Source organism: Novosphingobium sp. (assembly GCF_031424035.1).
In the GTDB taxonomy this organism is placed as follows: domain Bacteria; phylum Pseudomonadota; class Alphaproteobacteria; order Sphingomonadales; family Sphingomonadaceae; genus Novosphingobium.
Map to the genome: position 1 here is coordinate 1 of NZ_JANPGP010000045.1, position 12,467 is coordinate 12,467.

General features: G+C 62.6%; 10 protein-coding genes and 1 pseudogene. 7 read left to right on the forward strand and 4 right to left on the reverse strand.

What is annotated here, in order from left to right:
* Positions 1 to 682 (forward strand): annotated as a pseudogene (locus RMO89_RS06180) (hypothetical protein); the annotation flags it as partial.
* A complete protein-coding gene (locus RMO89_RS06185) occupies positions 679 to 2,046 on the forward strand; it encodes a deoxyribodipyrimidine photo-lyase (RefSeq protein WP_310531879.1) in 1,368 nt (455 codons plus the stop codon). The pseudogene RMO89_RS06180 and the gene RMO89_RS06185, both read left to right, overlap by 4 nt.
* Here the strand turns inward: RMO89_RS06185 and RMO89_RS06190 are convergent.
* The 3 genes from RMO89_RS06190 to purF form a co-directional block, all read right to left on the reverse strand.
* Complete coding sequence (locus RMO89_RS06190) at positions 2,028 to 2,384, reverse strand: PilZ domain-containing protein (RefSeq protein WP_310531880.1); 357 nt, start codon at positions 2,382 to 2,384, stop codon at positions 2,028 to 2,030. The genes RMO89_RS06185 and RMO89_RS06190 overlap by 19 nt on opposite strands.
* A gap of 115 nt (positions 2,385 to 2,499) precedes the next feature.
* Positions 2,500 to 3,219: an SDR family NAD(P)-dependent oxidoreductase gene (locus RMO89_RS06195; RefSeq protein WP_310531882.1), complete on the reverse strand. Its 720-nt coding sequence runs from the start codon at positions 3,217 to 3,219 to the stop codon at positions 2,500 to 2,502.
* Positions 3,216 to 4,685, reverse strand: coding sequence for an amidophosphoribosyltransferase (gene purF / locus RMO89_RS06200; protein WP_310531883.1), 1,470 nt, complete (start codon positions 4,683 to 4,685; stop codon positions 3,216 to 3,218). The genes RMO89_RS06195 and purF overlap by 4 nt, the downstream gene beginning before the upstream one ends.
* A gap of 160 nt (positions 4,686 to 4,845) precedes the next feature.
* Here purF and RMO89_RS06205 point away from each other — a divergent pair, with 160 nt between their 5' ends.
* The 5 genes from RMO89_RS06205 (at position 4,846) to RMO89_RS06225 (ending at position 11,362) form a co-directional block, all read left to right on the forward strand.
* On the forward strand, positions 4,846 to 6,087 hold the full coding sequence (locus RMO89_RS06205; RefSeq protein ID WP_310531884.1) for a lipoprotein-releasing ABC transporter permease subunit: 1,242 nt from the start codon (positions 4,846 to 4,848) through the stop codon (positions 6,085 to 6,087).
* Complete coding sequence (locus RMO89_RS06210) at positions 6,080 to 6,754, forward strand: ABC transporter ATP-binding protein (protein ID WP_310531886.1); 675 nt, start codon at positions 6,080 to 6,082, stop codon at positions 6,752 to 6,754. Before RMO89_RS06205 ends, RMO89_RS06210 begins: the two co-directional genes overlap by 8 nt.
* The gene (locus RMO89_RS06215) at positions 6,751 to 7,230 is read left to right on the forward strand and encodes a glutathione peroxidase (RefSeq protein WP_310531887.1); all 480 of its coding nucleotides are present in this window, start codon (positions 6,751 to 6,753) and stop codon (positions 7,228 to 7,230) included. The genes RMO89_RS06210 and RMO89_RS06215 overlap by 4 nt, the downstream gene beginning before the upstream one ends.
* Positions 7,231 to 7,473: 243 nt before the next feature.
* A complete protein-coding gene (gene dnaE, locus RMO89_RS06220) occupies positions 7,474 to 10,944 on the forward strand; it encodes a DNA polymerase III subunit alpha (protein WP_310531888.1) in 3,471 nt (1,156 codons plus the stop codon).
* A 7-nt stretch (positions 10,945 to 10,951) separates the two neighbouring features.
* Positions 10,952 to 11,362, forward strand: a complete 411-nt coding sequence (locus tag RMO89_RS06225) for a DUF1330 domain-containing protein (RefSeq protein WP_310531889.1) — start codon at positions 10,952 to 10,954, stop codon at positions 11,360 to 11,362.
* On the opposite strand, the gene RMO89_RS06230 is transcribed toward RMO89_RS06225, so the two are convergent.
* Positions 11,359 to 12,438, reverse strand: a complete 1,080-nt coding sequence (locus RMO89_RS06230; RefSeq protein WP_310531890.1) for a PA0069 family radical SAM protein — start codon at positions 12,436 to 12,438, stop codon at positions 11,359 to 11,361. The two genes, RMO89_RS06225 and RMO89_RS06230, sit on opposite strands and share 4 nt — an antisense overlap.
* Between the last annotated feature and the right edge of the window lie 29 nt (positions 12,439 to 12,467).

The window sequence follows — 12,467 nt, forward strand, 5'->3', positions numbered from 1 at the left end:
CAACAATTACGGCATCCGCTTGCTAGAACCGTTTTCGAGCCAGTGGTTCTACGGCGATACGCTGTTCATCATCGATCCGTGGATATGGGCGATACTGGGGGGGGGATTGTGGTACTCGCTGAAGCGAGAGCGGGTGGACGCTTGGAATCCTTACCAACCCGCAATTGTCGCCCTCTGTGCTACCGCCGTGTACGTCGCCTTGAACTTTCTGATTTCGATCACCGCAGCAAATTCCGCTCAGGAAATCTTGTCCAAATCCGATCCCACCATCGTGCCAAAAGTAATCGTAGCGAATGCGAAGCCCGTTGCATTTTGGCGCAGGGAGATACTGTGGCGGAGCAGCGAGAGGTATGGACGCGGTGAGTACGGTGTCTTCAGTGCGCTGACTTTGGACCGAGACAAAGTCTACATCCATTTGCCGCCGCCGAAGCAAGATATGGTTCACTTCTCCGACAACACGCCGCGCAGTTCCTCGCCTATTGCCAATTTCGATATAGGGATGTCCGACCCCCGCATCGCCGAATGGTCGAAGAATGATCCCGCCGCCAAAGCGTTCCTGTTCTGGAGCCGGATGCCTGTCGCGGAACTCCACGAAGATCACATCATCCTGCGCGACCAGCGCTTCCTTGGCTCGCCCGCTTCTGGCCAGTTCACGGTGACCTTGCGAAAGCCCAAGCCATGACCGCGCCGGTAATCGTTTGGCTGCGCCGCGACTTGCGGCTTGCCGATCAGGCCGCGTTTCATGTTGCGGCGGAGAGCGGCGCGCCGGTCATCCCGGTCTATATGCTGGACGACGAAACGCCCAAGCATCGCGCGATGGGCGGGGCTTCGCGCTGGTGGCTGCTCCACTCGCTCGCCAGCCTTGATGCGGACCTGCGCAAGCTGGGCTCGCGGCTCGTCCTGCGGCGCGGGGTGAGTGCGGATGTGCTGGCGGAACTGGCGGGTGAGACCGGCGCGCGCGAAGTCCACGGCCTGCACCACTACGAACCGTGGTGGCGCAATGCCGAGCGGGCGGTGGCGAAGGTGATCGACCTGCATCTGCATCACGGTAATTACCTTGCCCCGCCGGGTTCGGTGCTGACCGGCGGCGGGACGCCCTACAAGATTTTCACGCCGTTCTGGCGGGCGCTGAGCGAAACCTTGCCGCCGCCCGAGCCACTTCCTGCGCCGGGCAAGCTGCCGGCTCCGGAAAGCTGGCCGAAATCGGACGATCTTGCCGATTGGGGCCTGCTGCCGACCAAACCCGACTGGGCTGAGGGCTTCTGCGAAGAATGGACTCCCGGCGAGGCCGGCGCGGCCGAGCGACTGGTGGAATTCACCGATCAGGTCTCCCGCTACGCCGACCAGCGCAACCTGCCTTCGGTCGAGGGTACATCACGCCTGTCACCGCACCTGCATTTCGGGGAAATATCGCCCGCCACGATCTGGCATGCCGTCGCCCAACATGAAGGCAGCACCAGCACCTTCCTTGGCGAGATCGGCTGGCGCGACTATGCGACCAATGTGATTCAGCAATTCCCCGATTACGGCGCGAAATCGTACAAGGCGGAGTTTGACAGCTTCCCTTGGCGGAGCGGCCCGGAAGCAGAGGCTGATCTCAAGGCATGGCAGCAGGGCCGCACCGGCTATCCCATCGTCGATGCCGGCATGCGCCAGCTTTGGGCTACGGGCTGGATGCACAACCGGGTGCGGATGATCGCCGCCAGCTTCTTGATCAAGCATCTGTTGATCGACTGGAAGCGCGGCGAGGAGTGGTTCTGGGATACGCTGGTCGATGCCGACTATGCACAGAACTCGGTGAACTGGCAGTGGTCAGCCGGAAGTGGGGTCGATGCCAACATGTTTGTGCGGATCATGGCGCCGCTGACGCAGAGCCCGAAGTTCGATGCCGCCGGCTACATCCGCGAATGGGTGCCGGAACTGGCAAAGCTCCGGGATGACGTGATCCACGATCCCACGGTGCGACCCTCTGGTTATCCAGATCGGATCGTGGACCACGCCTTCGCCCGCAACCGGGCTTTGGACGCCTACAGGATGGGACGGTAAACCGAATCGCCGCGCCAGCGGGCGAGGATATTGTCGTGGACGATCGGGCTGAGCAGGTTTTCAAAGGCGCAGCCGGCCAGGCTGTTGTCCCACCACACCACCTGAGCAGGCAGGGCTTCAAGTCCGGGCAGGGTCAGCCAGCACACCGATCCGGGGTGCAGGCGGTTGATCGCCGAGCAGCAGAAGCCGCCCAGTGACAAGTCATGCACGACTGTGGTGAAGCTGCGCATGCCTGATGCGCGGAAGCTGCCGGGAATCTGGATGCGCGTCCGCGGGGCGCAGCGATCTTCCTGTGCCGCGATGTGATAGCGATCTGGGGCGAGATAGTCTGTGCTCATTGCCGTGCTCCGGTGTTGGCAGGCCGACCTCCCGAAAGCGGGAAACCGGACAACAAGCGCACGCGACCCTTTGCGTCCGCTGCAAGCATTATCCCAGATTGCGGTTGCGGGGAGTTTATGAAGCAGTGTTAACGGATTGGCGGCTGCCGGTGGCAAATTGTTTACCAAGCAGCGCAACAACCTGTTCAGCAACTTCCGAGGGAAGTTTGACCGTCTGCGGGTCTTCGCCCGGATAGGCCTTGGCGCGCATCGCCGTGCGGGTCGCGCCCGGATCGACAATGGCGACCCGTATCTTGCTGATATTCTTTACTTCTTCGGCGTAGCAAAGCAGCAGGGTTTCGAACGCGGCCTTGCTTGCGGCATAGGCGCCCCAGAAGGCGCGGGGCTTGGTTGCCACGCTGGAAGTGACCGCGATCACCCGCGCATCCTTGCTGGCCTTCAACATCGGATCGAAGGCGGCAAGCAGGGCCTGCTGGGCCAGGACGTTGGTTGTTAACGCTTTGTTGAACCCGGCTGATTCGATCTGCGTTACACCCATGAGCTGCGGCAGGACGGCAGCGTTGAGCACGAGAATATCGAGCGCTTTCCAGCGGCCCTGCAGCGCGACAGCAAGGCGGACGATCCCGTCAGGTTCGGCAAGGTCGACAGGGGCGATGGTGGCGTGGCCGCCGGCGGCAAAAATGCGCTCCTCGACCGCTTCAAGCGCCTTGGTATCGCGTCCGGTGAGGATTACGTGCGCCCCGGCAGCGGCCAATGCTTCGGCAGTGGCCGCACCGATGCCCCGGCTCGATCCCGTGACGAGGGCAAGCTGGCCAGCAAATGGCAGATCGCTCATGTCAGTTCGTCAACCGCCAGTGAAAGCTGGTCGGGCGATTCCTTTTCAATCAGATCGGTAAGTCGTGTGGGATAATCGCCGGTGAAGCAGGCATCGCAATAGCTAGGCTTTGCCGCATCGCGCTTGGCTTCGCCAACTGCGCGATAGAGCCCATCAATTGAAACGAAGGCGAGGCTATCGGCATGGATGAATTCCGCCATGCCCTGAATGTCCATGCGCGCAGCGAGCAGCTTGCTGCGTTCGGGCGTATCAACGCCGTAGAAGCATGAATTGTTGGTTGGCGGGCTGGCGACGCGCATGTGGACTTCGGCCGCGCCGGCATCGCGCATCATCTGAACGATCTTCAGGCTGGTGGTGCCGCGCACGATTGAATCGTCGATCAGCACGATGCGCTTGCCCGCAACGAGCGCGCGATTGGCATTGTGCTTGCGCTTTACATCGGCATGGCGCGCGCCGTCTTCAGGCTGAATGAAAGTGCGCCCGACATAGTGCGACCGGATGATGCCAAGTTCAAAAGGAATGCCCGATTGCTGGGCATAGCCAATTGCGGCCGGCACGCCGCTGTCCGGCACGGGGATTACCAGATCTGCTTCGACCGGGGTTTCCTTGGCCAGTTCGACGCCGATCTGCTTGCGCACTTCGTAGATCGAACGGTCACCCGTTACTGAATCCGGACGGCTGAAATAGACGTGCTCGAAAATGCAGGGGCGCGCTGCATGATTGCCGAACGGGCGATGGCTGGTGACCCGGCCATCGATGCGGACTTCGACGATTTCACCGGGTTCGACTTCGCGGACGAAATCGGCACCGACAACATCAAGCGCCACGGTTTCGCTGGCGAAGATCGTCGCATCGCCCATCTTGCCCATGACCAGCGGGCGGATGCCCAGCGGATCGCGGCAGGCAACCATACGCTTGGGCGTGGTGCAGATTAGCGAATAGGCGCCTTCGACCATTCGCAGGGCATCGACAAACTTGTCGAGCAGGGTGGGATAGCGGCTGGTGGCGATGAGGTGAATGATGACCTCGGTGTCAGAGGTCGACTGGAAGATCGAACCCTTGTTCACCAGCTCGCGCTTGAGCGCCATCGCGTTGGAAATGTTGCCATTGTGCGCGATGGAAAAGGCCCCGCGCGCCAGATCGGCGTGGAGCGGCTGCACGTTGCGCAGGCCTTGTCCGCCGGTGGTGGAATAACGCACGTGGCCCGATGCCATGGTGCCGGGAAGTTCGGCGAAGATCGGCGGGCCGGAGAACACCTGCGCCACGTGGCCGATACCGCGGCGGGCATAGAAATCGGCACCGTCAACGCTGACAATACCGCAGGCTTCCTGCCCGCGGTGCTGCAGGGCGTGGAGCCCCAGCGCCGTGATGGACGCTGCGTCCTTGGCGCCAATAACGCCGAAAATGCCGCATTCCTCGCGCAGTTTGTCGCCATCTGCGTCGAAAAATGGATGAGTTAGGTTCATTGGGATTCGCACCGGACCTTGCCTGGCCCGCGCTTTGGCCCGCTTGCCCGGGAAAGGCAAGCACGGCTTTACGCTTCACCATTGCCCTGTGCGGGGGAGCGCCCTAAATGCCGGTTGCGCTGCGAAAATCTGCCCGCCAGCGAAAAGGAAGTTGGACCTCTTGCTGCTTTCCCCCTTCGAATGGATGATCGCCAAGCGATACATGCTACCCGGCAAGGGCGAGCGGATGATCGCGCTGGTCGCCTCGATCGGCGTCATCGTCGTAATGCTCTCGGTCGCGCTGCTGATCGTGGTGATGAGCGTGATGAACGGCTTTCGCGCCGAACTGGTCGACAAGATCGTCGGGCTCAACGGGCACGCCATCGTCCAGGCCTATGGCGGGCGGCTGGAAAACTGGCAGGACATCCTCAAGCAGATCAAGGCCACCGACGGCGTGACCGAGGCCGCTCCGCTGATCGAACAGCCGCTGCTGACCACGTTCAACGGCCGGGTCGAAGCGATCCTGTTGCGCGGTAACACGCCTGAAGACATTGCCAAGATCAAGCCGAAGGTCGTCGATGGCGACTTGTCCGGCCTAGTGCCTGAATCCGGTGCTGTCGCGATTGGATCGCGGCTGGCGGAAAACCTTGGCGCCCGTGTCGGCGATACCATCACCATCATCAATCCGCAGGGCCGCTCGACCCCGTTCGGCACGGTGCCGCGCGAAATCGCTTACCGGGTCGACGCGATTTTCGAGATCGGCATTTACGACTACGACGAACGCTTTGTCGTCATGCCGATGGCGGACGCGCAGACGCTGCTGCTCACCGGTGATTCCATCGGCATGATCGAGGTGAAGACCGACGACGCTGATACCGCTGCAGAAACGCTCGCGCCGATTGCCGCAAAGCTGGAAGGGCAGGCGGTGGTTTCTGACTGGAAGACGATCAATTCGGGCCTGTTCGAGGCATTGCAGGTTGAACGCGTTGCCATGTTCTTCGCGCTGTCACTGATCGTGCTGGTCGCGGCGTTCAACATCCTCTCCTCGCTGGCGATGATGGTCCACACCAAGTCGCGCGACATCGCCATCATGCGGACCATGGGCGCGACGCGCAAATCGATGTTGCGGACGTTTGTTACCGCCGGCACAGTGGTCGGCACGGCGGGAACGTTGGCCGGTCTGGCGCTGGGCTTCATCATCCTGATTTTCCGCCAACCCATCGTGACCGGCATCGAACTGCTCACCGGCCAGTCGCTGTGGGACCCGAAGATCCGCTTTCTCACCGAACTGCCGGCGCGGACCGATCCGATCGAGGTTATGGCCATCACCGGGCTCGCCATCGGGCTGAGTTTCCTCGCCACGCTCTACCCCGCCTACCGCGCGGCGAGCACCGATCCTGTGCAGGTGCTGCGTTATGAGTGACCCCGTCGTCAAACTGGACAAGCTGACCCGCAGTTTTGAACAAGGTGATGTCCGCATCGACGTGCTTAAAGGCGTGGACCTTGAGGTGCATCCGGGTGAGATCGTGGCGCTGCTCGGGCCTTCCGGATCGGGCAAGTCGACCATGCTGCAGGCGATTGGTCTGCTTGAAGGCGGATTTGGCGGTCGCATTCTGATCGCCGGGCAAGATGCCTCCGCCCTTAATGGCGATGAACGCACGACGGTGCGGCGTGATCACATCGGCTTCGTCTATCAGTTCCACCACCTGCTGGCTGATTTCTCGGCGCTGGAAAACGTCATCATCCCGCAGATGATCGCCGGAACCCCGCGCGCCGATTGCGATGTGCGGGCTCGCGAACTGCTCGGACTTCTGGGGCTGGGTGAGCGGCTGGAGCATCGGCCCAACAAGCTTTCCGGCGGCGAGCAGCAACGCGTCGCCGTGGCGCGGGCGCTGGCGAACAAGCCGGCGCTGGTGCTGGCGGATGAGCCGACAGGCAACCTTGATGAAGGCACGGCGGACAAGGTGCTCGCCGAATTCATCAAGCTGGTGCGCGATAACGGCAGCGCCGCCGTGGTGGCGACTCACAACGAACGGATGGCCTACGCGATGGACCGCGTGGTCCGCCTGCATGACGGGGTGCTGGAATGACGACGATTGCCGATTTCTCCGCCCGCCTGCCGAATGGTCAGGAAGTCAGCCTGGCCGATAAGCTGGGCAAGGTCCTGCTCGTGGTCAACACCGCCAGCAAATGCGGATTTACCCCGCAGTATGACGGGCTGGAGGCGCTGTGGAAGCAGTACGGGGAGCGCGGGTTTGAAGTCGTCGCCTTTCCCTGCAACCAGTTTGGCGGGCAGGAACCGGGCACTGCGGAAGAGATCGACCAGTTCTGCAAGGTCAACTTCGGCCTCAGCTTCCCGCTGATGGGCAAGGTTGAGGTCAATGGCGATGGCGAGACGCCGCTGTACCATTGGCTGAAGCAGGAGGCTCCGGGCCTGTTTGGAACCAAGAAGATCAAGTGGAACTTCACCAAATTCCTCATCGGCCGCGACGGCAAGGTCGTGCGGCGATATGGTCCGACGGACAAGCCGAAGAGCATTGCAGCGGATATTGAGGCGCTTCTCTAGCTCTGCTCAATCATCCACACACCCAACTCTACCCGTCATCCCCGCGAAGGCGGGGATCCATCTGCCCTTGCGCTTGCAGGCGTACTTTGCGCGTTAGACTGGCGCCGATGGTTCCCCGCCTTCGCGGGGATGACGAGGTTTGGGGCAGGCGGGCGGCGTGGGTATAACCCCGACCTTCAACGTTTTCCCCAACGCCAGCACATCTGACCTTGAACCTGCAGCCCTGCCGACCATAGTGCGCCAATGGCCTACGTTCCTTTCGTCCCGCTGCGCGTGTTCTCCAGCTATACCATGCTGGACGGCGCGATCGATCCGAAGGCGATTGCCAAGCTGGCGAAGGAACGCGGCTTTCCCGCCATCGCCATGTGCGATCGCAACGGGCTTTACGGCGCGATGCAGTTTGCTTCGGCCTGCAAGGATATCGGCATCCAGCCGCTGATCGGCGCGTTCCTTGGCGTGTGCCGGGGGGATGGCAAGATTATCGACTGGCTGGCGCTGCTCGCCCAGAACGAGGACGGCTGGAACAACCTGTGCTACCTTGTCAGCCGAGCGCATCTCGATCGCCCTCTGGAACGTGATCCGCACGTCTTGATGGCCGATCTGGACGGCCGCACTAACGGCCTGATCGCGCTGTCCGGCGCTGGCGAGGGCGCACTCGCCCGGCTGCTGGCAGAAGGTCACAAGGATGAGGCCGACCACCTGTGTGAACGGCTGGAGGCGCTGTTTCCGGGGCGGCTCTATATCGAAATCGCCCGCCGCAACGATCCCATCGAGGAAGCGTCCGAAGAGGCGCTGATCGATCTCGCCTATGCGCGGAACCTGCCACTCGTCGCGACCAATCCCGCCAACTACGCCGAGCCCAATTTCTCCGCTGCGCACGACGCACTGCTGTGCATCGCCAGCTCCACCCACATCGACGCCGCCGAACGCCCGCGCACCAGCAAGGATGCCTGGGTGAAGAGCGAGCCGATGATGCGCGAGCTCTTTGCCGACTTGCCCGAAGCGCTGGCCAACACCCTCGTCGTCGCGAAACGCTGCGCCTTCATGCCGCCCAAGCGCAAGCCGCTGCTGCCCAGCCTTGCCGGTGACAAGGAAGGCGAAGCGGCGATGCTGATCGCCGATGCGCGAAAGGGCCTCGAAAAGCGGCTTGAACCCTATGGAGAGATGGATCCGGCCGATCGCCAGACCTATTTCGACCGGCTCGATTTCGAAACGAATGTCATCAACGGCATGGGTTTCGCCGGCTACTTCCTGATCGTTGCCGACTTCATCAAATGGGCCAAGGACAATGACATTCCAGTGGGCCCGGGGCGTGGTTCGGGTGCCGGCTCGGTGGTCGCGTGGGCGCTGACCATCACTGACCTTGATCCACTGAAACTGGGCCTGCTGTTCGAACGCTTCCTCAATCCCGAACGCGTGTCGATGCCGGACTTCGATATCGACTTTTGCGAAACGCGGCGTGGCGAAGTGATCCGCTATGTCCAGCAGAAGTACGGCCACGATCACGTCGCCCAGATCATCACCTTCGGCAAGATGAAAGCCCGCGCGGTGCTGCGTGATACCGGGCGCATCCTGCAGATGAGCTATGGTCAGGTTGACCGGCTGTGCAAGATGGTGCCCAACCATCCGACCGACCCGTGGACCCTGCCGCGCGCGCTCAACGGCGCCGCCGAATTCCGCCGCGAATACGAAAATGACGAGGAAGTGAAGCGCCTCGTCGATCTGGCCATGCAGCTCGAAGGCCTGCCGCGCAACTCGTCCACCCATGCCGCCGGTGTGGTGATCGGCGACCGCCCGCTGGCCCAGCTGGTGCCGCTCTACCGCGATCCACGCGGCGACATGCCGGTGACCCAGTTCGACATGAAATATGTCGAGGACACCGGCCTGATCAAGTTCGATTTTCTTGGCCTGAAGACGCTGTCAGTGCTGCAGAAAGCGATCCAGCTGATGCGGCGGCGCGGGATCGAGATCGATCTCGGCCTGCTGTCATGGGACGATGCCGAGGTTTACCAACTGCTCCAGCGCGGTGACACGGTCGGCGTGTTCCAGCTTGAATCGGAAGGCATGCGCCGCACGCTGGCGGCGGTTAAGCCGACCAATTTCGGCGACATCATCGCGCTCGTCTCGCTCTATCGCCCGGGGCCGATGGACAACATACCGCTGTTCGGCCGCCGCAAGAACGGGCTGGAAGCGATCGAATATCCGCACGAAAAGCTCGAAGGCATCCTCGCGGAAACCTACGGCATCTTCGTCTATCAGGAACAGGTCATGCAGGCCGCGCAGATCCTTGCCGGCTATTCGCTTGGCGACGCTGACCTGCTGCGCCGCGCCATGGGCAAGAAGGTTCAGGCGGAAATGGACGCCCAGCGCCAGCGCTTTGTCGATGGTTGCAAGGAACTGTCGGGCATCGACAAGACCAAGGCGAACGAACTGTTCGACTTGATCGACAAGTTCGCCGGCTATGGCTTCAACAAGTCGCATGCCGCGGCCTATGCACTGCTTGCCTATCAGACCGCCTGGGTGAAGACGCATTACCCGCACGAATTCTATGCCGCATCGATGTGCTTTGACATGCACCAATCGGAAAAGCTGGCGGTCTATGTCGATGACATGCGCCGCGCGGGGCTGACGCTCGCCGGGCCGGACATCAACCATTCAGAGGCCGAATTCTCGGTCGACCAGACCGATGAGGGGCTTGCCGTTCGCTATGGCATGGCCGGCATCCGCAACGTCGGCGAAAAGGCGATGGACGCCATTGTTGCCGAGCGGGAGGCGAACGGAGCCTTCACCAGCCTTGAGGATCTGTTCAAGCGCGCGCCTTACGGCTCGATGAATCGCCGCCAGCTGGAAGGGCTCGCTGCCTCGGGGGCGTTCGACGCGCTGGATAGCAACCGCGCGCGGGTCATGGCCAATGCCGACATGCTGCTCGCCGTGGCGGACGAGGCCGAGCGCAGCCGCAATTCGGGGCAGGCGGCGCTATTCGGCGGGGATGATCACGCCGCGCCGGCGCTGCGACTTGCCGACGTGCCGCCGTGGAGCCGGGCCGAACAGATGGCCAAGGAGCGCGAGAATTTCGGCTTCTACTTCGCCGCCCACCCGGTCGAACAATGGCGCGCTATCGCCAATTCCAATGGAGCGCGGACCTATGCCAGCCTGATGCAGAGCGGCGTACCGGGCGGCGGCCGACTGCCCGCAACGATGGCGGCGATGATCGAAGGCGTGCAGCGGCGCAAGACCAAGCGCGGCAAGGACTTCTGCATGGCCGATTTCTCGGATTCATCAGGCCAGTTCTCGGCCTCGTGCTTCGAGGAATCTCTGGTCCCGAGCTTCCTCGAATGGGCGCGCGACGGCACCTGTATCCTGCTGCAGGTCGAACTCGATGCGCCCAGCCCGGACGAGCCGCCGCGCATCACCGTGCGCAGCGCCCAGCCGCTGGCGGAAGCGAAGCAGGCGGCGCGGATGGAACTGCGGCTGGAAATTGACCGGATCGAGGCGATCAGCGAATTGGCGTTGCTGCTGCCGCGCTCCGCCGAGGCTAACGGTGAAGTGATCGCCGTTCTGCGCACAGGCGGGGCGAAAGATCCGACAATGCGGCTGGGCGGCGATTTCCAGCTCGATTCCGAATTGGTCGACCGACTGACCATGATCGACGGCCTGCGCAATCCCGTGCTGAGCGCCCGGCGCGGCGCGGCGCACCTGCGGCTCGTAGCCTGAGCGGGCGATGGACTACGTCAATCCCAACCGCGAGAACTTCGACCTGTTCAAGTCGCTTGCGCGCGATGAACCGGTGCACTTGCTCAACATGATCCGCTTTCGGGGGGCCGCCCTCTACTCCGAAGGCCACCCCTGCGCTGGTCTGGGCTGGAGCGGCGAGCGGGCGTTCGAGGAATATTTCACCCGCCTGCTCCCGTTCATCGAGCGGCTCGGCGGGGGCATCGCATGGCAAGGCACGTTCGAGAGCGTGATCACCGGTCCGGCGCAGTTCGAATGGGACAAGGTCTTCGTCATGGGCTTCCCCACCGCCGGTGCCTTCCTCGCGCTCGTGACCGACCCGGAATACAAGGCCGAGGTTGTCGATCACCGGACGGCGGCGGTGCAGGACAGCCGGCTGGTGCGCTACCGCCCGGCCTAGAATAGCTGCATCTGGCCACCCACCGCAGGCCGCCGAAACTGCGTGCTGTCCAGCTCCAGCCGGGCTTCGTTCATTCCCATACGCCGGGTGGCCAGCCGGAAGCGGGTGCGGAACAGGTCGGCCCAGACTCCTTGCGGCTTCATCCGGCTGAAGAAGTTGGCGTCGTTATCCTTACCGCTTCGCACCGACTGGACAATGGCCATCACCTTGCCCGCCCGGTCCGGATAGTGCGCCGCCAGCCATTCGCGGAACAGCGGCGCCACTTCGTGCGGCAGGCGCAGCATGATCCAGCTGGCCGATGTGACACCAAGGGCCGCCGCGCTCTCAATTATGCCCTCGATGAATTCGTCAGTGATCGACGGGATGACCGGCGCGATGGAAACATGCGCCGGGACGCCTGCTGCGACCAGCTTGCCCAGCGCCGCCAGCCGCTTGCCCGGCGCTGATGCGCGGGGTTCGAGCAGGGTGGAAAGGCGCGGATCGAGGCTGGTCACCGAAACGCCGACCGCGACAAGGTTCAGTTTTGCCAGCTCGCCCAGCAGGTCGATGTCGCGCAGCACCCGGTCGCTCTTGGTAGTGATCGTCACCGGATGGCGCGCTTCAAGGCAGACTTCGAGAATCTGGCGGGTGATGCCGTAACGCGCTTCGATCGGCTGGTAGGGATCGGTATTGGTGCCCATGGCAATCGGGGCAGGGCGGTAGGACTTGCGCCCCAGTTCCGCGCGCAGCAGCTCTGCCGCATTGGGCTTGGCGAACAGCTTCGTCTCGAAATCGAGCCCAGGCGACAAGTCATGATAGGCATGGGTCGGCCGCGCAAAGCAATAGATGCAGCCATGCTCGCAGCCGCGATAAGCGTTGATCGAGCGATCAAAGGGAATGTCGGGTGAAGTATTGCGGCTGATGATTGACCGCGCCGCTTCCTCGGTCACCGTGGTCCGCAGCTTCGGCGCACCGTCATCGACTGCCACTCGCGCATCAAGCCAGTCACCATCCGCCTCGCGCATGGCAAGGCCGAAGCGCTGCGGCACCTGCGCTGACTGTGCACCGCGGCCATGGGTGATGTCGAAGCGGGACATCGCTGCATCAGAACATAAACGGAACGAAT

Bases quoted from the DNA above. Each gene is read 5' to 3' on its own strand.
- RMO89_RS06185 (WP_310531879.1), top strand. From the start codon at position 679: ATGACCGCGCCGGTAATCGTTTGGCTGCGCCGCGACTTGCGGCTTGCC.
- RMO89_RS06190 (WP_310531880.1), bottom strand. From the start codon at position 2,384: ATGAGCACAGACTATCTCGCCCCAGATCGCTATCACATCGCGGCACAG.
- RMO89_RS06195 (WP_310531882.1), bottom strand. From the start codon at position 3,219: ATGAGCGATCTGCCATTTGCTGGCCAGCTTGCCCTCGTCACGGGATCG.
- purF (WP_310531883.1), bottom strand. From the start codon at position 4,685: ATGAACCTAACTCATCCATTTTTCGACGCAGATGGCGACAAACTGCGC.
- RMO89_RS06210 (WP_310531886.1), top strand. From the start codon at position 6,080: ATGAGTGACCCCGTCGTCAAACTGGACAAGCTGACCCGCAGTTTTGAA.
- RMO89_RS06215 (WP_310531887.1), top strand. From the start codon at position 6,751: ATGACGACGATTGCCGATTTCTCCGCCCGCCTGCCGAATGGTCAGGAA.
- dnaE (WP_310531888.1), top strand. From the start codon at position 7,474: ATGGCCTACGTTCCTTTCGTCCCGCTGCGCGTGTTCTCCAGCTATACC.
- RMO89_RS06225 (WP_310531889.1), top strand. From the start codon at position 10,952: ATGGACTACGTCAATCCCAACCGCGAGAACTTCGACCTGTTCAAGTCG.
- RMO89_RS06230 (WP_310531890.1), bottom strand. From the start codon at position 12,438: ATGTCCCGCTTCGACATCACCCATGGCCGCGGTGCACAGTCAGCGCAG.